The sequence below is a fragment of the Longimicrobium sp. genome (assembly GCF_048594345.1).
Classification (GTDB): domain Bacteria; phylum Gemmatimonadota; class Gemmatimonadetes; order Longimicrobiales; family Longimicrobiaceae; genus Longimicrobium.
In genome coordinates this window covers 1-22,032 of sequence record NZ_JBMDXM010000130.1, presented here as the reverse complement: position 1 = coordinate 22,032, position 22,032 = coordinate 1, and the positions used below count along the sequence as shown (strand labels likewise).

Here is a 22,032-nt window from a genome sequence, read left to right as displayed (position 1 = left end):
CCGCGAAGGCGTCGCGAAGGCGGACTTCGTGATTTTCCAGCGGCGACCTCGGTCGCTCCCGCGTGCGGCCGCCGGGATCCCGCCCGCCCGGACTTCGACTCCTCGCCCCCGGTCCGCTCGCTCGCTCCCCCCTCCCCTGTTCCCCATCGTCCAAATCCCCTAAATTCAGGCGCCGCATTCACCTCTGAGCGCGCCACCAGGGACGCTGAAGCATACATGGAGAACCGCACCGCGCTGGTCGAGGGCCTCATGGCCCGTTTTCCCCACATCCCCCGCGAAGCCGTTTTCAAGGAAGACCTGCTGCGCACCGGGATGTCGTTCGACGACTCCGCGCTGACGGACAACCTGGAGGGTGAGGTCAAGCCCAAGTCGTACTTCATCTTCAGCTTTGACCAGAAGCCGCTGGCGCAGCTGGGGAACGCCGCGAAGCGCCGTCCGCCGGAAGAGGTGGCGCTCACGGGGGGGCCGTACGACCTGCGCCGCACCATCGTCTCCGTCCGCGTGAACCCCGACTCGCCGTACCGCGTGGCACGCGGTGTGGACGGTGCCCTGACGCTGTCGATGGACGGCTGCGTGATCGCCGACGTGGGGCTGCCCCCCATGCCCGAGTACTACCGGCACCCGCTGAGCAACGGCAAGCAGGTGATGGAGATCGCGCCCACCATCCAGTGGGGCTACCTCATCTACCTGACGGTCTTCCGCATGTGCCAGTACTTCGGCGCCAAGGAGGAGTGCCAGTACTGCGACATCAACCACAACTGGCGCCAGCACAAGCAGGCGGGCCGCCCCTACACCGGCATCAAGCCCATCGACGAGGTGCTGGAGGCGCTGGCCATCATCGACCAGTTCGATACGGCCCGCTCGTCGCACGCCTACACCCGTACGGGGGGCAGCGTGACCAGCAAGGTGGACGGGCGCGAGGAGGCCGACTTCTACGGCCTGTACGCGCAGGCCATCGAGGAGCGCTTTCCGGGGCGGTGGATTGGCAAGGTGGTGGCGCAGGCGCTGCCCCGCGCCGACGTGCAGCGCTTCAAGGACTACGGGATCAAGATCTACCATCCCAACTACGAGGTGTGGGACAAGCGGCTGTTCGAAATCATCTGCCCGGGCAAGGAGCGCTACGTGGGCCGCGAAGAGTGGCACCGGCGCATCTTTGACGCGGCGGAGGTGTTCGGGGCGCGCTACGTGATCCCCAACTTTGTGGCGGGCGTGGAGATGGCGCAGCCGTTCGGCTTCGCCACGGTCAACGAGGCGATCGCGTCCACGGCCGAGGGGCTGAACTACTTCATGTCGCGCGGGGTGACGCCGCGGTTCACCACCTGGTGCCCGGAGCCGGCCACGCCGCTGGGCAAGGACAACCCCGAAGGCGCGCCGCTGGAATACCACATCCGCCTTCTGGAGGTGTACCGCGAGACGCTGGAGAAGCACGGCCTGCAGCCGCCTCCGGGGTACGGCCCGCCGGGCGCGGGGAACGCGCTGTTCTCCGTCAGCAGCTTCATGGACACGCTGGCGCCCACGGACCAGAACGCCGACGAGCTGATGGCCGCCGGCGCGGCGAGCTGAACCTGCTTTCGGGACGGGGCTGATGATGGAGGCAGCTCGCGAGCGGACGCCCGCTCAGCAGGCGCGGCGCACGTACCTGATCGCCGTGCTGGTCGGCTGGTTCTTCGTGGACGTGTTCGACGGCGCGGTGTTTCGCGAGGAGGCAGTGGAGCACGGGGTGGAGGCCGGCTTCTGGGCGGCCGCTGCCCTGGGATACGTGGCGCTGGCGCGGCTTCGTCCTCCCGCCGCGGAGCATCGCCTGGCGGATTGGGTGCTCCCGGCCGCGATGGCCGTGTTCGGCGTGTCAATGGGGCTGCGCGCCACCCTTCCGGACGCCACCGCCTTTCGCTGGTCGATGGTGATGGCGGCTGCCTACATGGTTGTGGTGTGGCTGGCGGTCCGCCACTCGTCGAGGCCGGGGCTTCCGGCGACCGAACCTACGGCTCCGTAAGCCCCGCCGCTTTCCTGTGGATCGTACGAACCGCAGCCCCGCTCCGGCATTTCCAGAGCGGGGCCGCTTCGCGTCAACCGGCGCGAGTCATCACGCTCCCCATACGCCGTTGGCTTTCCTGAGGGAGCGCCAGACTCCCTGATGAGTCATCCTGAGGGAGCGCCGCGCGGAACCGTACCCTGCACAACCCTTTGCGCGCGACCGAAGGACCTTCTCTCCGCCAGCATGGGGCACGCCCGTCGGCAGATATCCAGCCCCTCGGTGCTGCCGGGAGGATCCTTCGGTCGGCGCCAAACTGCGTCGTACAAACAGGATGCGGCGCGGCGCCTCTCTCAGGATGACTGGTTCAGGCGTTGGGTTTAGCAACGGCCTCTCCGATCAGGGTCAGGACGCTCATTCCCGTATCTTCCGGATCCAGCATCCAGCCGTCGGCGGCTAGTTCACCGTGACCACCACGGTATCGGAACGCGAGCCCGACTGGCTGGCGATGACGTTGGCGGTGCCCGCGCTCACGCCGGTGACCACGCCGGAGGTGCTGTTGACCGTCGCCACGCCGGTGTTGTCGCTGGCCCAGGTGATGGACGAGATCGCCATGGTGTCGCCCAGCGAGTTGAGCCTCCACGCGTCCAGATCCACCGTGCTGCTCACCGCCACGGACGCCGTCGCCGCCGACGCCGACGTGATGGCCGCCCACTGCATGTTGGTGCTGATCCCCAGCGTGAACTCGAATGCGTTCACCGTCCCCGTGATATTGAACACGTAGTGCTTCTCCGCCACGGACGTGTCCTGCGACTGGATGATCTCGTTCCACTGGTGGTACTTCTGATTCGATCCCGTAAAGCTGCCGCTCGCCGTGGGCTCCGCGATGGAGATGCTTCCGCCGCCGTCCGTGACCACGGGGTTGGACCAGAAGAACACCCGCACGCCGCGCGAGTGCAGCGTCACCCCGTCGTCCGTGCCGATGGCCTGCGGAACCAGGTTCACCACGCGCAGGTCGAACGAGATGTCGGTGCTGGTGGCCACGTAGTCGTTCTGCACCACCAGGGCGTGCGGCGCGCTCTGAAAGTAGATGTAGTGCGCCGCCGACGCGCCCCCGGCGCTCGCCACGGGCGACACCTCACGGCAGGTGACCGTCCCCGCCCGCACGTCGGCGGCGCAGCGCAGGTAGGCGGCGGAGGGTGCCAGGGCGGGCGCCTGCTTGTCCCGCAGCAGGGGGTCGCTGTCCGAGCACGCGGCGGCGAACACCGCGGCGCCCAGCACCAGAAGGCCCGCGAACGGAAGGGGACGTGGGTTGATGCGCATGGGATTGGCTCCGGGAGAGGGCGGAGGGAAGGACCGGGCCGGCTGGGCGCCAGTCCGGAACAGGAGAACTGCGACATTGGCCGGTGGCAGCACTACGCACGTAATCCGACATATATCGCAATTACAATCTTGTCCGCTTACCCGATGGAGTCAAGCACTCTCTTCGTCGAGATAATCATACAGGCAACAATGCGTGCGCCAGGGGACAAAATGATATTTCCCCTCCCCTCTGATCGTGAGGGGGCCGTCGGTTCTGCTCGCGAAGAACCCCCGCCGGCACCGTGCCGGCGGGGGCTCTCTGGCGTACATGTACAGTGGACGCGCGGCGCGGCTACTGCCGATGGCCCTGCACCACGGCGCGCGCGTTGGGTGCCCGGCGCACGCGGGGCGGTTGCGTGCCCAGCAGCGCGGGCGCCGCGATGCGCCCCGCGACGTACCGCGCCGAGAGCGCCGCGCCTTCCTGCCAGCCGGGAAGGTACGACATCTGGTCGCCCGCCACCCAGAACACATTGGCCTCCGGGCACAGCAGCCGGTTGTACTCGTCCACCTGATCGGGCTTCCAGTCGGACCAGCCGCCTTCCTGGAACGGCACGTTCTGCCAGGCGATGGTGATGCCCCGGTTACGCGGAACGTCGCGGTCGAACTGCGGGTGCAGCAGCAAGGCGCCCGCGGCGGCGTTCTCCAGGCGCTGCGCGGGCGACATCCGGCCGTACGCCACCGCGTCCGCGTCATAGTTGTACGCGCCCGTCAGCACGCCCTTGCGCGAAAAGAAGCCCGACGACGGGTACCACATCTGGGTGATGGGGTGGTCGATGTAGCTGATGCCGCCGTAGATCTGGTCGTCCTCCTCCCAGAACCGCGAATCTGCCTGCCACCCCACCTTGCACGTGGGCGCGAACGGCACCGCGGCAATCGCCTCGCGAAAGTCCTCGCTGAAGTTGTTGGCCGTGCGGGCCAGGATGGGAAGCGGAATGGTGCTGACGCAAAAGTGGGCGGTCATCTGCTGCTGGTCGTCGCCCGTAGCGGCGTTGCGGTGCGTGACCCGCACCAGCGGAATGACGCCGGGCACCGTCTCCACCCGCACCACCTGACGGTTCAGGCGGATGCGGCCGCCCAGCTGCCGGGCCAGGGCGCGCTCGATCATGTCCATCCCGCCGCGCGGCTCAAAGAGCGTGGGCTGCCACTCCCACTCCTCGGGCTGGTAGAACTTGTGGTCCCAGAACCGCGACTGCAGCAGTTGCTCCAACCGCAGAGGCTCGCGAATGGTCCCGGGGCTTTCCACCCCCGGCGGGTCCGTGTAGCCGGAGCGTGAGGAACCCAGGTACTCGCCCAGGTGCTCCTTGTCGTTCAGGGCGCCGAACGTCAGCAGCAGCTCCCGCAGCGCGGCGGCGTCTACCCCGGGAACCTGCGGCGCAAGGCGGTACAGCATGGCCGCCAGCCAGCCGCGCGTGTCGTTGGCCACCTGGCGGTTCTGCAGGGGCGCCTGCTGAAATGCGCGCGGCGTCTGGAACAGGTTGGCACGGGTCTCCATGATGTACGGCTCCAGCTCCACGCCCAGCTCGCGGCACCACCGGATGATGGTGGTGTGATGCTGCGGAATACGGCCGGGGCCGGCGTTGAAGTACAGCCCCTCGTCCATGCGGCACACCTGCTCCTCGCGCACGCCGTTGCGCACCTCGATCACCCGGTCCCCGTTCCGCAGGGTGTGGCTGCGCCCGCCGGTGCGCGCCTGCGCCTCCAGCAGCGTCACGCTAAAGCCGCGGCGCATCAGCAGGATCGCCGTCGCCATTCCGCCCACACCGGCGCCCAGCACCAGCACGCTGCGCCCCTGCCCCACGTCGTCCTCGCCGCCCGCCGGCGGCGGTACGTCGGCCACGGCCTCGCCGGTGGGGTACAGCGCCGCCGCGCCGCCGGTAGCCGCCATCGCCTCCAGGAACCTGCGCCGCGTCCACCTGCCGTCGGGAACGCCCGTCTCGTCGTGCGCCATGGTCCATCGCTCCATTGTGGGGGAAAATGCATGAAAACGCCGGCCGGGATGGCGTTCGGCGGACGCACCTCTCAATCGGCGCGCCATTCGAGATTTCGTGATCCCGCCTGGAATTTCGGGAATTACGGCGCGTGCGGGGTGCTACACCCCGTGCCTCTCCTGCATCGAGACGTTACGGAGGATGAAGGCGGTTGGCCCGAGCGGCCGCGCCCAGACGGGGAGATCGGCAGAAGCGGGGTTCAGACACGCGGGTTGCACCCGCACGAAAAGCCCTGCCGTAGCATCGCGGCGGGCGTATCGCCTGGAGCTGCACGTCCCGGACACGCCCTCCATCGACCTGCCGCATCAACGTCCGTGCGGAGGGCGCGAAAAACACGGAGAAGACGCAGAGAATCCGATCGATCCCCTGCGTCCTCTCGTTTCCTCTACCCGTGCCGCTGTTCCTACCTGGCCGCGATCCTTCGCCATCCGGTGTGCGCCGTCGGAACGGCCGTGGCGATCACCGGCTCGCGCTCCGGCACCGTCTCCGTCTGCCCCAGCACGCGGCTGGTGACCGCGCCCGCCGTCATCGCGCCGCTCACGTTTACCGCCGTGCGGCCCATGTCGATCAGCGGCTCGATGGAGATCAGCAGCCCGGCCAGCGCGATCGGCAGGTCCAGCGCGGAAAGCACCACGATCGCCGCGAACGTGGCGCCACCGCCCACCCCCGCGATGCCGAACGAGCCCAGCGTCACCACCAGCACCAGCGTGGCGAGAAACTGAGGCGCCGTGGGGTCGATGCCCACGCTGGGCGCGATCATCATCGCCAGCATGGCGGGGTACAGCCCGGCGCATCCGTTCTGCCCGATGGTCGCGCCAAAGCTGGCAGCAAAGTTGGCGATGGCCGGCGGCACGCCCAGCCGGCGGGTCTGCGCCTCCACGTTCAGCGGAATGGCCGCCGCGCTGCTACGGGACGAAAAGGCGAAAGTCAGCACCGGCCACACCTCGCGAAAGTGCCGCACCGGGTTGATGCCGGTAAGCGCCAGCAGCGCCGCGTGCGCCATCAGAATCAGCCCCAGCCCCACGTACGATGCCGCCACAAAGCCGCCCAGCCGCAGAATGTCCTGCGGATTGGACGTGGCGACCACCTTCGTCATCAGCGCCAGCACGCCGTAGGGCGTAAGGCGGATGACCATCCGCACCAGCTGCGTCACCAGCTTTTGCACCGCGTCCATCGCGTCGATCACCCGCGCGCCCGTCTCCGGGCTCTCGCGCCGCAGCGCCAGTGCCGCAAACCCCAGCAGCACCGCGAAGATCACCACGCCGATGATGGACGTGGGACGGCTCCCCGCGAGGTCCGCGTAGGGGTTGGTGGGGATGAAGGAGAGGAGCAGCCGCGGCACGTCCAGCCCCGCCGCGTCGCCCGCTTTGGCCTGGATGGCGGCGCCCTGCTCCAGCTCGCGCGCGCCCTGCACCAGTCCGTCGGCCGAAAGCCGGAACAGCCGCGCCACCCCGATGCCGATCGCCGCCGAAACGGCCGTCGTCAGCATCAGCACGCCGAGCACGCCGGCGCTGATGCGGCCCAGCGCCCGCGCGTCGTCCAGGCGGGTGACGGCGGAAAGGATGGAGACCAGCACCAGCGGCATCACGATCATCTGCAGCAGCCGCACGTAGCCGCCGCCGACCACCCCCACCCAGTCGATGGTGGCGGCCACGGCCGGGTGCCCGTGCCCGTACGCCGCCTGCAGCGCCGCCCCCAGCACCACCCCCGCCAGCAGACCGACGAGGACGGTGCTGGAGAGCGGCGCCCCACCGCGCCGCCGGTGCGCCAGCCAGGCCAGGAGAAGGGCAAATACGCCCAGGTTCAGGATCACGAATAGACTCATGTTCGCTCCGGACGGGGCGCGCTTCGCCGCGTCGGTATGGGACAAAAAGAAACCGGCCGTCTCGCGGGGAGAGGGCCGGTTCGGAAAGGAGTCCGGCGCGGGGCCGGTTCGTTTCGTCTGGTCAGGTGGCGCACCGCGTGGGCGCGCACACCCCGGCATCTCCCGGAGGCGGGCGGCATCCACAGCACGGACAGGTGGCGAGCGGCGCGGTACGGATCATCATTCGGTCGGCGAAGTTCGGGGATCAGGACGCAAAAAAGCCCTCCCGAACGGGGAGGGCCGGATGGGACGAACGACGGTTCTCGTTCGATCTACGCGTTACACACCCACGCGCGCGCGTCCACCCGGCTCTCCCGCGGGAGAGGCGCAGCGGCAACAGCAGGCGGTGGAGGTGCGGACGTGCATGTTCGTCTGATCCGATCGCGCGTGCTCGCCCTGGGGACCGCTCCCGGGCGCACTCGGAGGTTAGGCACACCGGAAACGTCTGTCAACCCCGCGCCCCGACCTGTCACTGCGAAGCAGGCGCCGTCTTCCACCGCCGCCTACGTGGAGAACACGCCGCCCCCCACTCCGATGTGTCGTTTTGAAGCAGGCGCCGCACCCAAGCATCTCTCACACCAAACGTTGGCCGCCGAGAAATCTACCATCGCGTGCTCGTCACGTGTGATGCGCCGCAGACTGGCGGCGACTTCCGCGCGGGCTCCTCGAAGCCTCACCGGATCGCACCCGCCCGCGCCGCGTCGCACTCCTCGCACCCCGCGTTCTCGGGATGAAGGAAGATGAACGGATCGTCTGCCAAGTGCTCCAGCGCGACGGCGACGATGTCCCGCGCGCGGATCAGCCGTGCCTCCCCGTGTCCAACGCGCCCCTCGGCCTGCAGCCCGCGCTCCCGCAACCATCCGTCGGCCAGCCTGAAGCGCTCGCCGCAGTGGTCGTTCTCGCCGTACTCGATGCGGACCTCGCGACCGTCCCGCATCACCGTGATGTGCTTGGGCTGGCGATACGGAACGTCGGCGAGGAGTTCCGCCAGGTGCAGCGTGGTGTCGGCGTCGTGGTTCACGCCCAGCAGCAGCACCTGCCCGTCCAGGCCGTGCACCCGGCCGACGGGGCTTGCGGGGATGTGCGGCGGAAGGGGGAGCGGATCGGAGGTGATCTCCGCCGCCCGCGGACCCGCCGCCGCGAACGCGAACGGATGATCGCTCCGCGCCACGCCGGGCATCCGCCAGAACGTGTCCGCCACCACCCCCAGGTCCTCGGACGCCCCCGTCGACGCCGGATCGAACACCTCGTCGTCATCCCCCGTCCACGACGGCATCACCAGCGTCCCCTCCGGCCCCAGCGCCGCCCGAAGCGCCTCGATCAGCCCCCGCGGTCCGCCCTCCACCGGGCGAACGGCGCGGAACGAGGTGTGAACGAGCAGAACCCCGCCCTCCCGCACCCCCAGCGCGCGCAGCTGCTCCGCCAACTCATCCCTGCTCAGCTCGCTCCTGTCCATCATCCTCTCCCCGGTGATCCAGACGTGTGTTCAGCCGAGAGAATGCGGACGAAGGCAAATTGGTTCCCGCTCCTTCTCCGTGCATACGAAACGCGCCCGGACCCTATCCGTTCCGGGCGCATCGCAACCCGTCTTCGCAAGGTCGACCGTCCGGAGTTCGAATGGATGGCCTTCCGCTTTGCAAGCGGATGCTCTCCCCACTGAGCTACGGACGCAAAACGCGCCGAGACCCTGAGGTCCCGGCGCGTCTGTGCGTCCCATCGGATGGAGCGTATCGGGTTCGAACCGATGACCTTCCGCTTGCAAAGCGGATGCTCTCCCAGCTGAGCTAACGCCCCGTACAGACGTGTAGTGTAGCGGAAAACCGGCCCGGATTCAACCCCGTGCGCCTCGATGGAACCATCCGCCCGGCCGCGGGGTGCATCATCGCGTCCCCGGACCGGCGACCGCCGATCCGGATCCTTCCTCTCCCGATCCCCAGGCACACCCATGAAAAAGCTCGCCCTCGACCTGGAAGCCCTCACCGTGGAATCGTTCCACCCCGCGCCGCTCCACACCCAGTCTGACGGCACGGTGCAGGCGCACGAAAGCGGCGACACGGAATGCGAAACGGAGTGGGCATCGTGCTACCAGTCCGTCTGCGTCACCTGCGGCGACAGCTGTCACGGCAGCTGCATGGGCCCCAGCTGCGACCGCCCCACCTGCTCGCCGGGCCTGGAGTGCTGACGAGCCGCGACGGCTGAGCACGCGAAAGGCCGGTCCCCACGCACGGGGGCCGGCCTTTCGCCATTCGGATCACCCGTCCGTCCGCCCCACCTCGGCACGCAGCGGGGCAAGCCAGGGAGGCGGCTTTATCCCGCTCTCGCGAAATTCTTCCTCCATCACGCCCAGAACGCGTTCCTCCAGCCGGGATTGGCGGGCCTGCGGAAAAAAGCCCGCAAGCACGATCAGCGCGGAGCGCACGTCGTTCATCCCCTCGGAATCCCGGGCGGCCGCGTGCCGCGCGTACCACGTGTTAAGCTTGCGCTGCGTACGCGGCTGCGGCTGCCCGTCGCCGCGGATAAACGCGCGCACGGTCATGGCCGTCATGCCGATCTCGTCCGCAACGACGCGCAGCGACGTGCTGGCTACGGCCAGTTCGACGGCATGGCGGATGACCTCGATGGGCACGCGCAGCTCAGCGGAGGCCATGAGCCCCCGCTACGCACCGCGTTACCCGCCGGTGTAAGATTCGTAAGAAAGTGAATTGGCAACACTGGACAGCCTACCACCCGGCCGCGAATCCTGCAAGCCTGGTCCGGAACCGTGCCGCCGCGCGTCGCCACGGTGCGGAAAAGGGCGGCTGAGTCGCAGAAAAACAGCGACGCCGAACTGTCTCGGCGTCGCTGACCCGGCCCTGCTTGTCCGTCGGATTGGCCAGCCGCTTCCGGCGCTACCCGGCGTCTCCGCGGATTTCGCCTCGGAGCGTTTCCAGCCAGGCAGGCGGAGCCACGCCGCTCTCGCGGAATTCCGCCTCCATGGAGTCGAGAACCCGGCTCAGGACGCGGAACCGCTGCTTTTGTGGATAATACCCGGCGAGAATCGTGAGCGCCGCCCGGGCCTCGTCCTCGCCTTCCGGCGGCCGCGTGGCCATACGCCGTACATACCACGAGTTGAGCTTGCGGACCGTACGTGCCTGCGGGTTCGACCCACTCGCAAGGAAGCCGCTCAGCCCCATCGGGGTGATGCCTATCGCACGTGCGACCGCACGCAGCGAAGTGGCATCGCGGGCCAGCTCGGCCTCCCTCCGGATCGCGTCGAGGGGCACGCGCAGATCAGGCGCAGGCATGTGCCTCCGCCCCGCCGCCGGTACCCCGCGGGTGTACAATCCGTAAGCAAAAGATAAACGTACACTGGGTAGCTTACTCCCGCCCCGGCCTCGCCGCAAGCCCCCCTCCCATCCCAACCGCGGCCTGCCTGCTGTGGCGTTCGCGCGATCGCGCGCGCGGCACCGAAAGATGAAGCCCCGCTGAACGCAGGATGAGCGGATGATAAAATTCCGAAAAACCTGTCAGGATCGGCCGTGCCTCGTGCGTTGACTCAGCAGCCGGGAGCACGGACCCGCCGGGCCCCGGATGCGGATCGACATCCCACCTGAAGAACCTCTCATGAAAAAGCTTGCCCTGAACCCTGACGAGTTGAACGTGCAGTCCTTCCAGACCACGACCAGCCTGAAGAAACTCCGCTGTACCGTACGCGGCTACATGGATGATGACAACGGCGGCGACGGCGGCGCGGACTACAGCGACGTGTGCTCGGGCGTCTACAGCTGCGTGGATTGGGAGACGTGCAACGCCGCGTGCGGCGTCCAGCAGCAGCGCCGCATCATCCTTTATTGAGCCGGCGCATGAAGCGGTGAGGGCCGGTCCGGAGATCCGGGCCGGCCTCCCTGCGTCCGAGCAACAACGGCGGCGTGGGGCCGATCTCTTCACGGGCGATGCCCGCTCTTCCCCCGTGTGGCTACCACGTAGCAGACACTACGAACCGGCACTTTATCGCCAATCCCGTGCGCGGTGTGCACATGGAACCCGCCAGAAGGAGCGAGTGTAGCCCCACGGGACGCCATTCATGCGTTTCTCCCGTCTTTCCCATCCAGCAAGATCGGCCCGCCGCAGCAGGCGGGCTGCCCATCGAAAACCTGCCTGGTCGGAGGTTCCGCACCGGGCTTTCACCCCCCAAACACAGGGACATACCATGAAGAAGCTGAGCCTGCACCTGGAAGACCTGGCGGTGGAGTCGTTCGAGACCACGGACGAGGCCGCCGCCTCGCGCGGCACCGTCCGCGGCGCCCAGGTGAGCCAGACCACTTGCCAGCAGATCATCTGCGACTGCCAGACCAACGGCTTCGAGTGCGAGACGAACTACAATTGCGAGACGCACACCTGCCCGGAGCCGACGGACGAGACGTGCCGCATCACCTGCGGCGACTCGTGTACGTTCTTCTGCTCGCGCACGTGCCCGGTCAACACCTGCGCGTACAGCTGCGAGGGCACCTGCGGCTGCCCCACCTGGTCGCCCAACGAGACCTGCGGCATCTGCTGACGGCGTAGCGCTTCCGGCAGACGGAACGGGGTCCGTCCCTCACGGGGCGGGCCCCGTTCGCGTGATCTTTTCCTTGTGGTATCCAGTACCACCGGCGACTCTCGCACTCTCGCCACTTTCCGCACGCCGCCGCGGGTTGCCGCAAGCCGCCCGGGGTGCCATTTTTCCCGCTGCACAAGCCAGAGACCCGAAGCCAGCGAAGGCCGCCGTGGCCTTCCCGAATCCTTGCGTGCCGATGATCCGTTCGCTGCTCACGCGCTCCATCGAAAAGCTGCCCCCCGAAGTGCGCCTCCAGGGCCGCATCCTGTTCCTGGTAGACGAGCCGGAGCTGGTGCGCCGCCAGCTGGAAGGCGAGAACGTCGAGCTCACCGGCGAGGTGCGCGGAATGCTGCGCGACAACATCTCCACCGACGAGATCACCCCCGCGTACATCTGCTACTACTTCGACGAAACGCTGGGCGAGTTTCCGTACCTGGGCCTCAAGGCGGGGAACGAGTTTCCCATCCGCCAGGGAAGCGTCAAGAAGGGCGGCTTCGTGGCCTCGGTCAGCGGCAAGCGGCGCGGCAAGGGAAGCTCGCGCGAGCAGAGCCCGTACGCCGAGATGATGGCCGGCATCAAGGTGGTGATCGCCGAGAACATCGAGCGCATCTACCGCGAAAACTGCCAGAACCTGGGCGTGCTCACGTCTACCAACTTCGAGCTCATCGACCGCATCCGCCGCGGTGACACCATTCCGCTCACCGAGTTCACCGACGGCGCCGACGAGATCACCCGCGGCATCATCGAGCACGGCGGGCTGTTCAACTACAACGTGGCGCGGCTGCAGGGCACCGTGCAGACGCCGCCCATCAGCTGCCACCACGACCAGCCCGGCACCGTGAGCCCCGCCGCCGACGACGTGGCGGCGCTGCGCGGCAGCGGCGCCGGCAACGAGCCGGGCCCCGGCCCCGACACCGGCGTGGACTACGCGGCGGCCCAGTTTGTCGCCACCTCCACCAGCAACGTCGACACCGACGCGCAAGGCGCGCCCGACGGCACCCGCCACGGCCGGCACGCCCGCCCCATGACCATCGCGGAAAAGATCTTCGCGCGGCACTGGGTTACGGACCTTTCCAGGGGCGACGTCGGCGTGCGCTGGGTGCAGCCGGGCGACAGCGGCTTCGTGCAGACGGACATCCGCTTTTCGCACGAGTACGTGACGCCCATGTCGGCCATCTTCTTCGAGCACTACGTGGGGATGGACGAAAAGGTGGTCGATCCGGACTCCATCCTCTTCTTCCGCGATCACCTGACGTTCCTCAAGGACGCCATGCCGGCGGAGCGCGTTCAGCTCGGCCTGCTGGACGTGGCCAACCAGCTTGAGGTCAAGCAGCGCCAGTTCGCCGAAAAGCAAGGCGTGCGGCTGTACGGCGAGCTGGGACACGGCAAGCACGGCTCCGAGGCCATCTGCCACAGCAAGATCCTGGAGGCGTACGCGCTTCCCGGCCACATCATCATCGGCAGCGACAGCCACACGCCGCACGCGGGCGCCGTGGGGTGCGTGGCGTTCGGCGTGGGAACGACCGCGATCTTCAACTCGTGGATCACCAGGGATGTGCGCGTGGAGGTGCCGCGCTCGTTCAAGGTAATCGTGAGCGGGGAGAAGCCGGAGAACGTGTCGGCCAAGGATTTCATGCTCGAGATCCTGCGCCACCCGTACATCAAGGACGGGCACGCGATCGGCCAGATCATCGAGTACGCCGGCCCCGCCGTGGAGGCGCTGTCCGTGGACGAGCGCGCGACCATGACCAACATGGCCGCCGAGGTGGGCGCGTTCACGGGGATCGTGGCGCCCGACGCCAAGACGGTGGAGTACCTGGTGGAGCAGCGCGGGATGGAGCGTGCCGAGGCCGAGCGGCTGATCGACGGCCTGTTCAGCGACGAGGGTGCCGACTACGTAAAGGTCATCGAGATCGACGCGTCGGCGCTGCAGCCTATGATCGCCCTTCCCGGCGACCCGGGGAACGGGCTGTACGTGGATGAGCTGGGCGAGGACGTGCGCATCGACATCGCGTACGCGGGCAGCTGCACGGCGGGAAAGAAGGAAGATATGGACATGTACGCCCGCGTCCTTCGCGAGTACCACGACCGCGGCGTGCGCAAGCCGGAGCACGTGCAGCTGTACAACCAGAGCGGCTCGCAGGAGGTGTACGCTTACTGCCAGGAACAGGGGTACGACCAGGTGTTCGAGGAGGTGGGCGCCACCTTCATCGAGCCCAGCTGCGGCGCCTGCATCAACGCCGGCCCGGGCGTCTCGCGGAAGCCCACGGACGTGACGATCAGCGCCATCAACCGCAACTTCCCCGGGCGCTCCGGCCCCGGGCAGCTGTACCTGGCCAGTCCCTACACCGTGGCCGCCAGCGCGATGGAAGGCCGCATCGTCGCCTGGGAGCCGCAGGGCGAGCCCGTCGGCGTCTGACGCAACAGGTCGAGTCCATGACGGATCGGGGCGCCGCGGCTGCCTTCCGCGGCGCCCCCTTTTGCGCGCCTGTGGCGGCTTCCGACAGCGGCTTGACGCGCGTACTTCGTTTGCTTTTACTTAATGGCGGAAGGACAATCTCGACGGTCGATACAGGACGGAGGGGTGATGAAGCGCGTATGCGACGTTATCGGATGGCTCGTCGGATCGGTGCCTGTGCTACGTGGGCGCCACACACAGGCCCGAACTCTGGATGAACTGGTGGAGCGGGTACGCCAAGCCGTCGAGTTGTGCAGGGAGGTGCCCGCATGACTTCACGCGCGGAGAAGCTCGTGCGCTGGCTCATGTTCAGCGTGCTGGTATCGCTGGTGCCGCTCGCCATGACGTACTTCGGCCTGCGGCTGGATCGGCGGCAGGTGCACCTGGAGATGCTGCTTGGCCGTGGTGAGCTGCTGCTTATCTCGACCACGCTGGGAGCGGCGGCGCTTGGCGAACTGCTTCCTGGCGGCCGCGACAACGCAATCGGAAAGCTGCTCGCGGCCGGTACGTCACGGGTCGGCATCCTGGTATGCTCGTTCTACTTCGCGACCATACAATCACGTACCGCCCCTGATGCCCAGGCAATCCTGGCGGCATCCGTCTGGCTCTTCACGGGCATGCTTGTGGCGAGCGCAATCTGCCTGTTCTACGCCAACCAGGAGGCAAGATGAGCTTCGAAACACCCGCCGTCATCGCGAGCATCTTCATGATGAGCCTGTCCGTTCTTGGGCTTGTGCTGAATGGGCGCTCCGCCCAACCACCAAAGGACCGGACGATCACCATTACGATTGAAGATTCCACCGGCGCGCGAGCACGCACCGTCACCCACTCGGACCGCGGCGTCGACGAGTTGAAGCGGGTGGTGGATCGGCTCCTGACGCAGCCGTCTTGAACAGTACCAAGCGAGAGGCCGCCGGGTGCGCTCCGGCGGCCCGCGTTCGTCTTTCATCTGTGTGGATCAGCCGAAGCTCTTTCTGAGCAGCGCGATTTGGCCGGCGTGGTAGGCGTGGTGCTGCGCGATGCCGTGCAGCATCACCGCATAGGACACGCCGGCGCCCAGCGGGCGGTCGCGCTCGTCGCCCACCACGTGGTCCAGCTCCGCCGGCGGAAACGCGGCCACGGCTGCGAGCAACTCCGCGTGGGCGCGGGCGAGTCCGTCCAGCGCGGCGTTCCACTCGCCCTCGCCGGTGCCGGGTGCGGGCCAGTCGCCGTCCCCCGGCTCGCGCGCCACGCGGTCGCGCAGGCGGCGGGTGACCTCGCGCGTCCACGCGGTCATGTGCAGCACCAGCTCCCAGACGCCGTGCGCGTGCGGCAGCGGGCGCGCGGCGGCCTGGTCCGCCGTGATCCCCTCCAGCACGCGCCGCACCGGGTCGCCGTGCCAGGGATCGCCGTCCCAGGCGCGGTGCAGCTCGTCCAGCAGCCGGTCTCGCTCGGCCACCACGGCCGCGGCGGCAACGGGTTCCATCGTGCCCTCCCGCGTCAGGCGGTGCCGTGCCCGTACAGCTGCTTGCCGCCCAGGATGTGGATGTGCAGGTGCGGCACCGTCTGCCCGCCCTGGTCGCCCGCGTTGATCACCACGCGGTAGCCGCTCTTCGCGACGCCCTCCTGCTCGGCGACCTTCTTCACCACCATCAGCAGGTGGCCGGCAACGGCGTGGTCCTCGGGCGCCAGGTCGGCGATGGAGGGGATGGGCTTGCGGGGGATCACCAGCACGTGCACGGGCGCCGCGGGGTTGATGTCGCGGATGGCCACGCAGTGCTCGTCCTGGTACACGAAGTTGCCGGGAATCTCGCCGTCGATGATCCGCGTGAAAATCGTCTTCTCTGCCATGGCGATGCGGGGGATGATCGGTGGATGGATACGCTGCCCGGGGCGCCAATCTACGCCCGTGCTCTCCGCCGCGCACCGTCTGCGGACCGCGACCGGAACCACCGTCAGGCATGCACGTTCCTGCTACATGGAACCGCGACAGATCGCGGATGGTACCATGCGCCCGTTCGGACCGGAGGGTGGGGTCCGGACGAGGCGCGGGCACGGCGGCGGCATCGCCGGGCTCCTCGCCTGATTCCAGATGCAGGCGCAGTTTTCCCTTGATCCAGGGTTCCCGAGTGCCCATATTTCCCCTGCGCCTGTTCCCGGCGCGCTCTCTGATGGCACTCGCGGTCCCCGCCTTCGTTCACCTGGATCCCGCACTGCTCCCCATGAACCGCACCAGCCGCACCCTTTGGCGGCAGGCGGCCCTGTTCGCCGTCCTGCTTTCCACCGCAGCCCCGGCCGCCCTGCTGGCCCAGACCGAGCGCCGCGTGGCGCTGGTGGTGGGCAACGGGCAGTACGAGAACGCCGGCGTGCTGCGCAACCCGGTGAACGACGCCCGCTCCGTGGCCGAGTCGCTTCGCCGCGTGGGCTTCGACGTCATGCTTACGGAGAACCGCAGCCAGCGCGAGATGGCGCAGGACATCCGCGAGTTCGGCCGGCGGCTGGACCAGAACACCGTGGCGCTCTACTACTATTCGGGCCACGGCATCCAGGTAAAGGGCGAGAACTACGTGGTCCCCGTCGACGCCGCCATCTCCAACGAGGAAGAGGTGGAGTACGGCACGGTGAACGTGGGCCTGGTGATGGCGCAGATGGAGGCCGCCCGCAGCCGCGTGAACATCGTGTTCCTGGACGCGTGCCGTAACAACCCGTTCGCGCGCAGCTTCCGCTCGTCCAGCAACGGCCTGGCCATGATGAACGCCCCCGCGGGCACCTTCATCGCCTACGCCACCGCCCCGGGCGACGTGGCCAGCGACGGCACCGCCGCCGCCGGCAACGGGCTGTACACCCAGCAGCTGCTGCGCTTCATCAACACGCCCGGGCTGCCTATCGAGCAGATGCACAAGCAGGTGCGCATCGCCGTGACCGCGGCCAGCAACGGCGACCAGGTGCCGTGGGAATCGTCGTCCATCATGGGCGACTTCTACTTCGCCGGCAACAACGGCGCGCCGGGCACCGTGCAGACGGCCGCGGCCACCCCCACCACCTCCAGCACCAACGCCCGCCCGCAGGCCGCCGCCGGCGCGCGCAGCGACGCGGTGGCGCTCGCCGCCGGGCAGCGCCGCACCGGCCAGCTGCAGCAGGGCGACAACGTGATGGACGACGGGTCGCTGTTCGACATCTACACCTACGAGGCGCGCGCCGGCGAGCGCCTTCGCCTCACCATGACCTCGGGCGCGTTCGACGCCTTTCTGACCGTCGCGCGCATGAACGGCGACGAAGTGGAGCTGGTGGTGCGCGATGACGACAGCGGCGGCGGCACCAACTCGCGCGCCGAGTTCACCGTCGACCGCGACGGTCCGCTGTTCATCCTGGCCAATGCGCTGCGCGAGGGAATGGCGGGCAGCTACACCATCGCGCTGGAGGCGGCGGGCGGCAGCGAGCGCATTGCCCTGGGGCAGAACCGCGCCGGCACGCTCGCCCGCACGGACCCCATGCTGCCGGACAGCTCGTTCTATGACACCTACAGCTACCAGGGCCGCGCGGGCGAGCGCGTGCGCATCTCCATGACGTCCGGCGCGTTCGACACCTACCTGTCCATTGGCCAGGTGGTGGACGGCCGCTACCGTGAAGTGGCCAACAACGACGACGGCGACGGCACCAACTCGGTGCTGGACGTCACGCTGCCGCAGGCGGGCACGTACCAGATCCGCGCGAACTCGTTCCTCAAGGGCCAGACCGGCGCGTATACGCTGGCGGTGGGCACGGCCAGCGGCCCGGCGCCCCAGCCGCGTCCCAGCGAGGGCGGCGGCGTGATCCGCCCGCGTCCGCGCAACGAGCCCAGCCAGCCGGCCCGCCCCAACAGCGGCGGCGGCACCATCCGCCCGCGTCCCCGTCCCTGACGCGAATCGGAACTGGTAGATGAAAAACGGCCCCGGCGTACGTCACGCCGGGGCCGCTTTCGATCACTCCCATAGAAAACAGCAAGGGTACAGAGGGACAGAGAAACGACCAGAGATAGAGTGGGGTCGGTATCCTCTGTATCTCTGGCTTTTATCTATTCCTCTGACTGTACCCCAACATCTTTTCGGAATCTGTAGCCGCGCTTCCTCACCCGACGGGAGAGAGCAGCGCGCTCCACCACTCCTCTTCCTCGTCGATGCGGACGATGTGGAAGCCCGCCGCCTCCGCGTCGTGCATCACCGCGGGCGCCTCGGTGCGCAGGATGCCGCTGACGATCAGCCGCCCCCGCGGAGAGCCGCCCAGCGACGCGCGAAACGAGGGAAGGAGCGGGCGGATGATGCCGCTCAGGATGTTGGCCAGCAGCACGTCGAAGCGGCCCAGCTCCTCCAGCAGCGCCGGGTCCGCCATCGCCTCGATGATGCGGACGCGGTCCTCCACCCCGTTGCGCTCCAGGTTCTCGCGCGCGTTCAGGTTGGCGTCGGGATCGTACTCCACCGCGATCGCCTCCGCCGCGCCCAGCATGGCCGCGGTGATGGCCAGGATCGCGCTGCCGCTCCCCACGTCCAGCACGCGGTCGCCGGGGCGCAGCGCGTCGTCCAGCAGCCGCAGGCAGCCGCGCGTCGTCGCATGCTCCCCCGTGCCGAACGCCATCTGCGGGTCGATGTCGACCACCACCTGACCGGGCCGCGCCTCCCACTCCGTCCATGTGGGCTTTACGACGATGCGCTCCGTCACCTGGCGCGGCGCCAGCCCCTCGCGCCACTTGGCCGCCCAGTCCTCGTTGGCCTGCCAGCGCCACGAAATCTCCGGCGTCGCCGACGACGGAAGCTCCTCCTCCAGGGCCTCGCGCAGCTCCGCCACGTACGCATCGGGGTCGCGCGGCTCGGGAACGTAGGTCACCACGCCGCCGTCGGCCTCCTCCACCGCCCAGCTTCCCCGCCCCACAAGGACCTCTGCCGCCAGCGGAAGCAGCTCCGGGTCCGCCATCCGGATGGTGAGCACCATCCAGCGCTCCGGTTGCGCGCTCACGCGGCGAACGCGTCGCGCACGCGGCTCCAGAAGCCCTTGCCGCGCCGCGTTCCCGCCTGCGGAACGGGGTCTTCCAGCTCCGCCAGCTGCTGGAAGAGCGCTTCCTGCTCCGGCGAAAGCTCCGTGGGCGTCCACACGTGCACCCGCACCAGCTGGTCGCCGCGCCCACCGCCGCCCAGGTGCGGCAGCCCCTTGCCGCGCAGCGTGAACGTTTCGCCGCTCTGCACGCCGGAGGGAATGCGCACCTTCTCCTCGCCGTACACCGTCGGCACCTCCACCTCGCGCCCCAGCGCCGCGTGGCTAAAGGAAACGGGAAGGTCGTAGATCAGGTCGCTCCCCTCGCGGACAAAGCGCGCGTCCTCCTCCACCTCGATCACCACGATCACGTCGCCGCGGGGGCCGCCGCGCGGGCCCGCGTTGCCCACGCCGCGCATGGTCAGATAGTTGTCGCTGCTCACGCCGGCGGGGATGTCCACGTCCAGCGTGTGCTCGCCGCGCTGGCGCCCGTCGCCGTTGCACGTCTTGCACGGGTTCTTGATGATCTTGCCTTCGCCGCGGCAGGTGGGGCACACCGACGCGCTGACGAACTGGCCAAACACGCTGCGCTGCACCGTGCGCACCTGCCCCGCGCCCTGGCAGGTGTTGCAGGTGGTGGAGCCGCCTTCGTCGGGGCTTCCCGTGCCCTTGCAGGTGCCGCAGGGGTCCAGCGCGCGGATCAGTACCCGCTTGCGAACTCCCTCCGCCACCTCCTGCAGCGTGATGGGCACGCGGATCTGCAGATCCTTCCCCTTTTGCACCCCGCCGCGGCCGCCGCGCCCCCCGTCAAAGCCCCCGAAGCCAAAGTCGCGCATGAAGATGTTCAGCGCGTCCTCGAACCCGAAGCCGCCAAAGCCACCGCCCCCTCCCGCGCCTGCCCCGCCGCGCTTTACGCCGGCGTGGCCGTAGCGGTCGTACGCCGCGCGCTTGTCCGCGTCGCGCAGGATCTCGTACGCCTCGGTGGCCTCCTTGAACTTGTCCTCCGCATCCTTGTCCCCGCTGTTGCGGTCGGGATGGTACTGCAGGGCAAGCTTGCGGTACGCCTTCTTTATGGTTTCGCCGTCGGCGGCCTTCTCGACCCCGAGGACTTCGTAGTAGTCTCGCACGGTGCTCATCATGGCGCTTTCCGCATGTGTACGATCTTCTTCTGTCTCAACGGCTTCCTGAACGGCAACTGCGGGTTTGGGCGTGCCCCTCCGCTGCGCTCCGGGTCGAGCTGCGCGCGCCGTAGTCAACGATACAACTGTTGCCAACGGCGCCGAGCCCCCGGCGCTCACTGGCCTCGACGCGTTTCCTACACGCTGGTGCACGCGCGCCGGTGTCTCGGCCCTGCGGGCGCGCATCCCTCACGCAAAGCGCCTTCGGCGCTTTTCTCCCCTCTCCGCGAGGAACGAACGGGGAGGGGCCGGGGGAGGGGCACCGTTGGGCGCACTCCGCCGCCCGATTTCCGGCCGCTAGCCAACCCTGCGGCGCTCTCGAGCATCCATGCAGATACGCTCCCGCCTGGCCGCGGACGGATGCAACGTTCCCACGCGGGGCGCGTATCCCGAGCCATGGGGCGCATCCCGGCCGCGGAACCGGGAAGGCGGCGTAACCAGGTGTTCCGGACCGGTTTTCGCGCCGCGGCGCCGTATCCTCACGCCGAACGGCGTGCCGGGCAGCGAAAAAAAGGCCTTGACATCACCGGGACCCGACTTACTTTCGGGCCGAATGAGGATTGTGGCCGGCATCCCGTGTGACGGCCGCCAGTGGGCCCCCAGCAGTATCGCGTCTACCAAGGAGACTTCGGAATGCCCAACGTGATGGCTCACCCGGCGGTCGGTGAGGAGCTCGACCTGGAAGAGATCGTTGCCCGCTTCGGAGAGGAAGGCACCGAAGAAGCCGACTGGAGCGACGACGAGGGAGACGACTGGGGTGAGGACGAGGACCTCGAGGACGAGGACGATTGGGACGACGACGAGTGGGACGAGGACGACGATGATGACTGGGACGGCGATGACGACGACTGGGCCGAGGACGAAGAAGAAGTCTGACGCCGCGGTGTAGCACGCCGGGCCCGCACCGCACGGCCGCCGGAAACCGCCCCGGCGGCCGCCGCTTTTTGGAAAATCCGGGCCCGCCCCGCCGCGTGCAAACGAATGTGCGGACGGGGGGTTGACGCAGGGTGTGGAGTGGTTTATACTTCGTGCCTTGCCGCGAGCTACGGCTCGAACGGTTTTGATTGACAATCAGGGTGTTGGAAGATGTCTGTGTGGGCCTCGCACGAGGGTATACCTTCCCTCGTGCCGGCGCAGGCGCTCTCTCGGGGAGTGCCGGGTGCCAGGAGGATACAAAGGCAAATTTCCGGACGAACGGAACACGTTCGATCCAACAAGAGCTGTTTGAACTCATGGAGAGTTTGATCCTGGCTCAGGACGAACGCTGGCGGCGCGCTTAACACATGCAAGTCGTACGGAGTTGTCTCTTCGGGGACAGCTCAGTGGCGAACGGGTGCGTAACACGTGAGCAACCTGCCTGCCGGTGGGGGATAACCCGGGGAAACCCGGGCTAATACCGCATTCGCTCTTTCCTTCGATTGGGGGATTGAGGAAAGGTGCTGCAAGGCACTGCCGGCAGAGGGGCTCGCGGCGTATCAGGTAGTTGGTGGGGTAACGGCCTACCAAGCCTACGACGCGTAGCCGATCTGAGAGGATGATCGGCCACATTGGGACTGAGATACGGCCCAGACTCCTACGGGAGGCAGCAGTGGGGAATCTTGCGCAATGGGCGAAAGCCTGACGCAGCGACGCCGCGTGGGGGAGGAAGCTT

At 68.2% G+C, this 22,032-nt stretch carries 20 protein-coding genes, 2 tRNA genes and 1 rRNA gene; 11 read left to right on the top strand and 12 right to left on the bottom strand.

Going from position 1 to position 22,032, the window contains the following annotated elements; all coding sequences use genetic code 11:
- Positions 1 to 216: 216 nt before the first annotated feature.
- Positions 217 to 1,563, top strand: a complete 1,347-nt coding sequence (locus ACOJUJ_RS14635) for a radical SAM protein (protein WP_420127633.1) — start codon at positions 217 to 219, stop codon at positions 1,561 to 1,563.
- A gap of 22 nt (positions 1,564 to 1,585) precedes the next feature.
- Positions 1,586 to 1,993: a hypothetical protein gene (locus ACOJUJ_RS14630; protein WP_420127632.1), complete on the top strand. Its 408-nt coding sequence runs from the start codon at positions 1,586 to 1,588 to the stop codon at positions 1,991 to 1,993.
- Between the two features lie 435 nt (positions 1,994 to 2,428).
- Here the strand turns inward: ACOJUJ_RS14630 and ACOJUJ_RS14625 are convergent, their stop codons facing one another.
- The 6 genes from ACOJUJ_RS14625 to ACOJUJ_RS14600 form a co-directional block, all read right to left on the bottom strand.
- A complete protein-coding gene (locus ACOJUJ_RS14625; protein WP_420127631.1) occupies positions 2,429 to 3,295 on the bottom strand; it encodes an Ig-like domain-containing protein in 867 nt (288 codons plus the stop codon).
- 331 nt (positions 3,296 to 3,626) lie between these two features.
- The gene (locus tag ACOJUJ_RS14620; protein WP_420127630.1) at positions 3,627 to 5,297 is read right to left on the bottom strand and encodes a flavin monoamine oxidase family protein; all 1,671 of its coding nucleotides are present in this window, start codon (positions 5,295 to 5,297) and stop codon (positions 3,627 to 3,629) included.
- Between the two features lie 428 nt (positions 5,298 to 5,725).
- Positions 5,726 to 7,147 (bottom strand): L-cystine transporter, encoded by a 1,422-nt coding sequence (locus ACOJUJ_RS14615; RefSeq protein WP_420127629.1) that lies wholly within the window; start codon positions 7,145 to 7,147, stop codon positions 5,726 to 5,728.
- Between the two features lie 712 nt (positions 7,148 to 7,859).
- Positions 7,860 to 8,642, bottom strand: coding sequence for an AAC(3)-IV family aminoglycoside N-acetyltransferase (gene aac(3)-IV / locus ACOJUJ_RS14610; protein ID WP_420127628.1), 783 nt, complete (start codon positions 8,640 to 8,642; stop codon positions 7,860 to 7,862).
- 145 nt (positions 8,643 to 8,787) lie between these two features.
- Positions 8,788 to 8,857, bottom strand: a tRNA-Cys gene (locus tag ACOJUJ_RS14605).
- Between the two features lie 50 nt (positions 8,858 to 8,907).
- Positions 8,908 to 8,980: transfer RNA gene (locus tag ACOJUJ_RS14600), tRNA-Ala, on the bottom strand.
- Positions 8,981 to 9,131: 151 nt separating this feature from the next.
- On the opposite strand from ACOJUJ_RS14600, the gene ACOJUJ_RS14595 reads away from it, so the two are divergent.
- On the top strand, positions 9,132 to 9,368 hold the full coding sequence (locus ACOJUJ_RS14595; RefSeq protein WP_420127627.1) for a hypothetical protein: 237 nt from the start codon (positions 9,132 to 9,134) through the stop codon (positions 9,366 to 9,368).
- A gap of 69 nt (positions 9,369 to 9,437) precedes the next feature.
- Here ACOJUJ_RS14595 and ACOJUJ_RS14590 read toward each other — a convergent pair whose 3' ends face one another.
- A complete protein-coding gene (locus tag ACOJUJ_RS14590; protein WP_420127626.1) occupies positions 9,438 to 9,833 on the bottom strand; it encodes a hypothetical protein in 396 nt (131 codons plus the stop codon).
- Positions 9,834 to 10,074: 241 nt separating this feature from the next.
- Positions 10,075 to 10,470, bottom strand: a complete 396-nt coding sequence (locus ACOJUJ_RS14585; protein ID WP_420127625.1) for a hypothetical protein — start codon at positions 10,468 to 10,470, stop codon at positions 10,075 to 10,077.
- Positions 10,471 to 10,789: 319 nt separating this feature from the next.
- Between ACOJUJ_RS14585 and ACOJUJ_RS14580 the strand changes: the two genes are divergently transcribed.
- From ACOJUJ_RS14580 to ACOJUJ_RS14560, 5 genes are all read left to right on the top strand, one after another.
- Positions 10,790 to 11,020 carry a hypothetical protein gene (locus tag ACOJUJ_RS14580; RefSeq protein ID WP_420127624.1) on the top strand — a complete coding sequence of 77 codons (231 nt, stop codon included), beginning with the start codon at positions 10,790 to 10,792 and terminating at the stop codon, positions 11,018 to 11,020.
- Positions 11,021 to 11,375: 355 nt separating this feature from the next.
- Entirely contained in the window at positions 11,376 to 11,723 is a 348-nt protein-coding gene (locus ACOJUJ_RS14575) for a hypothetical protein (protein ID WP_420127623.1), read from the top strand.
- A 235-nt stretch (positions 11,724 to 11,958) separates the two neighbouring features.
- Complete coding sequence (locus ACOJUJ_RS14570; protein ID WP_420127622.1) at positions 11,959 to 14,181, top strand: aconitase family protein; 2,223 nt, start codon at positions 11,959 to 11,961, stop codon at positions 14,179 to 14,181.
- Positions 14,182 to 14,489: 308 nt separating this feature from the next.
- The gene (locus ACOJUJ_RS14565) at positions 14,490 to 14,891 is read left to right on the top strand and encodes a hypothetical protein (protein ID WP_420127621.1); all 402 of its coding nucleotides are present in this window, start codon (positions 14,490 to 14,492) and stop codon (positions 14,889 to 14,891) included.
- Complete coding sequence (locus ACOJUJ_RS14560) at positions 14,888 to 15,112, top strand: hypothetical protein (protein ID WP_420127620.1); 225 nt, start codon at positions 14,888 to 14,890, stop codon at positions 15,110 to 15,112. The genes ACOJUJ_RS14565 and ACOJUJ_RS14560 overlap by 4 nt, the downstream gene beginning before the upstream one ends.
- Positions 15,113 to 15,178: 66 nt before the next feature.
- Here the strand turns inward: ACOJUJ_RS14560 and ACOJUJ_RS14555 are convergent, their stop codons facing one another.
- The gene (locus tag ACOJUJ_RS14555) at positions 15,179 to 15,685 is read right to left on the bottom strand and encodes a DinB family protein (RefSeq protein WP_420127619.1); all 507 of its coding nucleotides are present in this window, start codon (positions 15,683 to 15,685) and stop codon (positions 15,179 to 15,181) included.
- A gap of 14 nt (positions 15,686 to 15,699) precedes the next feature.
- A complete protein-coding gene (locus ACOJUJ_RS14550) occupies positions 15,700 to 16,050 on the bottom strand; it encodes a histidine triad nucleotide-binding protein (RefSeq protein ID WP_420127618.1) in 351 nt (116 codons plus the stop codon).
- Positions 16,051 to 16,370: 320 nt separating this feature from the next.
- Here ACOJUJ_RS14550 and ACOJUJ_RS14545 point away from each other — a divergent pair, with 320 nt between their 5' ends.
- A complete protein-coding gene (locus tag ACOJUJ_RS14545; RefSeq protein WP_420127617.1) occupies positions 16,371 to 18,098 on the top strand; it encodes a caspase family protein in 1,728 nt (575 codons plus the stop codon).
- A 208-nt stretch (positions 18,099 to 18,306) separates the two neighbouring features.
- Here ACOJUJ_RS14545 and ACOJUJ_RS14540 read toward each other — a convergent pair whose 3' ends face one another.
- The gene (locus tag ACOJUJ_RS14540) at positions 18,307 to 19,188 is read right to left on the bottom strand and encodes a 50S ribosomal protein L11 methyltransferase (RefSeq protein ID WP_420127616.1); all 882 of its coding nucleotides are present in this window, start codon (positions 19,186 to 19,188) and stop codon (positions 18,307 to 18,309) included.
- On the bottom strand, positions 19,185 to 20,339 hold the full coding sequence (dnaJ, locus tag ACOJUJ_RS14535; protein ID WP_420127615.1) for a molecular chaperone DnaJ: 1,155 nt from the start codon (positions 20,337 to 20,339) through the stop codon (positions 19,185 to 19,187). The genes ACOJUJ_RS14540 and dnaJ overlap by 4 nt, the downstream gene beginning before the upstream one ends.
- A 675-nt stretch (positions 20,340 to 21,014) precedes the next feature.
- On the opposite strand from dnaJ, the gene ACOJUJ_RS14530 reads away from it, so the two are divergent.
- Both ACOJUJ_RS14530 and ACOJUJ_RS14525 read left to right on the top strand, forming a co-directional pair.
- Complete coding sequence (locus ACOJUJ_RS14530) at positions 21,015 to 21,257, top strand: hypothetical protein (RefSeq protein ID WP_420127614.1); 243 nt, start codon at positions 21,015 to 21,017, stop codon at positions 21,255 to 21,257.
- A gap of 353 nt (positions 21,258 to 21,610) precedes the next feature.
- Positions 21,611 to 22,032 (top strand): 16S ribosomal RNA (locus tag ACOJUJ_RS14525); the annotation flags it as partial.

What these genes read in the sequence shown, in the direction of transcription:
- ACOJUJ_RS14635 (WP_420127633.1), top strand. Translation starts at nt 217, where the DNA reads ATGGAGAACCGCACCGCGCTGGTCGAGGGCCTCATGGCCCGTTTTCCC.
- ACOJUJ_RS14630 (WP_420127632.1), top strand. Translation starts at nt 1,586, where the DNA reads ATGATGGAGGCAGCTCGCGAGCGGACGCCCGCTCAGCAGGCGCGGCGC.
- ACOJUJ_RS14625 (WP_420127631.1), bottom strand. Translation starts at nt 3,295, where the DNA reads ATGCGCATCAACCCACGTCCCCTTCCGTTCGCGGGCCTTCTGGTGCTG.
- ACOJUJ_RS14620 (WP_420127630.1), bottom strand. Translation starts at nt 5,297, where the DNA reads ATGGAGCGATGGACCATGGCGCACGACGAGACGGGCGTTCCCGACGGC.
- ACOJUJ_RS14615 (WP_420127629.1), bottom strand. Translation starts at nt 7,147, where the DNA reads ATGAGTCTATTCGTGATCCTGAACCTGGGCGTATTTGCCCTTCTCCTG.
- ACOJUJ_RS14595 (WP_420127627.1), top strand. Translation starts at nt 9,132, where the DNA reads ATGAAAAAGCTCGCCCTCGACCTGGAAGCCCTCACCGTGGAATCGTTC.
- ACOJUJ_RS14590 (WP_420127626.1), bottom strand. Translation starts at nt 9,833, where the DNA reads ATGGCCTCCGCTGAGCTGCGCGTGCCCATCGAGGTCATCCGCCATGCC.
- ACOJUJ_RS14585 (WP_420127625.1), bottom strand. Translation starts at nt 10,470, where the DNA reads ATGCCTGCGCCTGATCTGCGCGTGCCCCTCGACGCGATCCGGAGGGAG.
- ACOJUJ_RS14580 (WP_420127624.1), top strand. Translation starts at nt 10,790, where the DNA reads ATGAAAAAGCTTGCCCTGAACCCTGACGAGTTGAACGTGCAGTCCTTC.
- ACOJUJ_RS14575 (WP_420127623.1), top strand. Translation starts at nt 11,376, where the DNA reads ATGAAGAAGCTGAGCCTGCACCTGGAAGACCTGGCGGTGGAGTCGTTC.
- ACOJUJ_RS14570 (WP_420127622.1), top strand. Translation starts at nt 11,959, where the DNA reads ATGATCCGTTCGCTGCTCACGCGCTCCATCGAAAAGCTGCCCCCCGAA.
- ACOJUJ_RS14565 (WP_420127621.1), top strand. Translation starts at nt 14,490, where the DNA reads ATGACTTCACGCGCGGAGAAGCTCGTGCGCTGGCTCATGTTCAGCGTG.
- ACOJUJ_RS14560 (WP_420127620.1), top strand. Translation starts at nt 14,888, where the DNA reads ATGAGCTTCGAAACACCCGCCGTCATCGCGAGCATCTTCATGATGAGC.
- ACOJUJ_RS14555 (WP_420127619.1), bottom strand. Translation starts at nt 15,685, where the DNA reads ATGGAACCCGTTGCCGCCGCGGCCGTGGTGGCCGAGCGAGACCGGCTG.
- ACOJUJ_RS14550 (WP_420127618.1), bottom strand. Translation starts at nt 16,050, where the DNA reads ATGGCAGAGAAGACGATTTTCACGCGGATCATCGACGGCGAGATTCCC.
- ACOJUJ_RS14545 (WP_420127617.1), top strand. Translation starts at nt 16,371, where the DNA reads ATGGCACTCGCGGTCCCCGCCTTCGTTCACCTGGATCCCGCACTGCTC.
- dnaJ (WP_420127615.1), bottom strand. Translation starts at nt 20,339, where the DNA reads ATGAGCACCGTGCGAGACTACTACGAAGTCCTCGGGGTCGAGAAGGCC.
- ACOJUJ_RS14530 (WP_420127614.1), top strand. Translation starts at nt 21,015, where the DNA reads ATGCCCAACGTGATGGCTCACCCGGCGGTCGGTGAGGAGCTCGACCTG.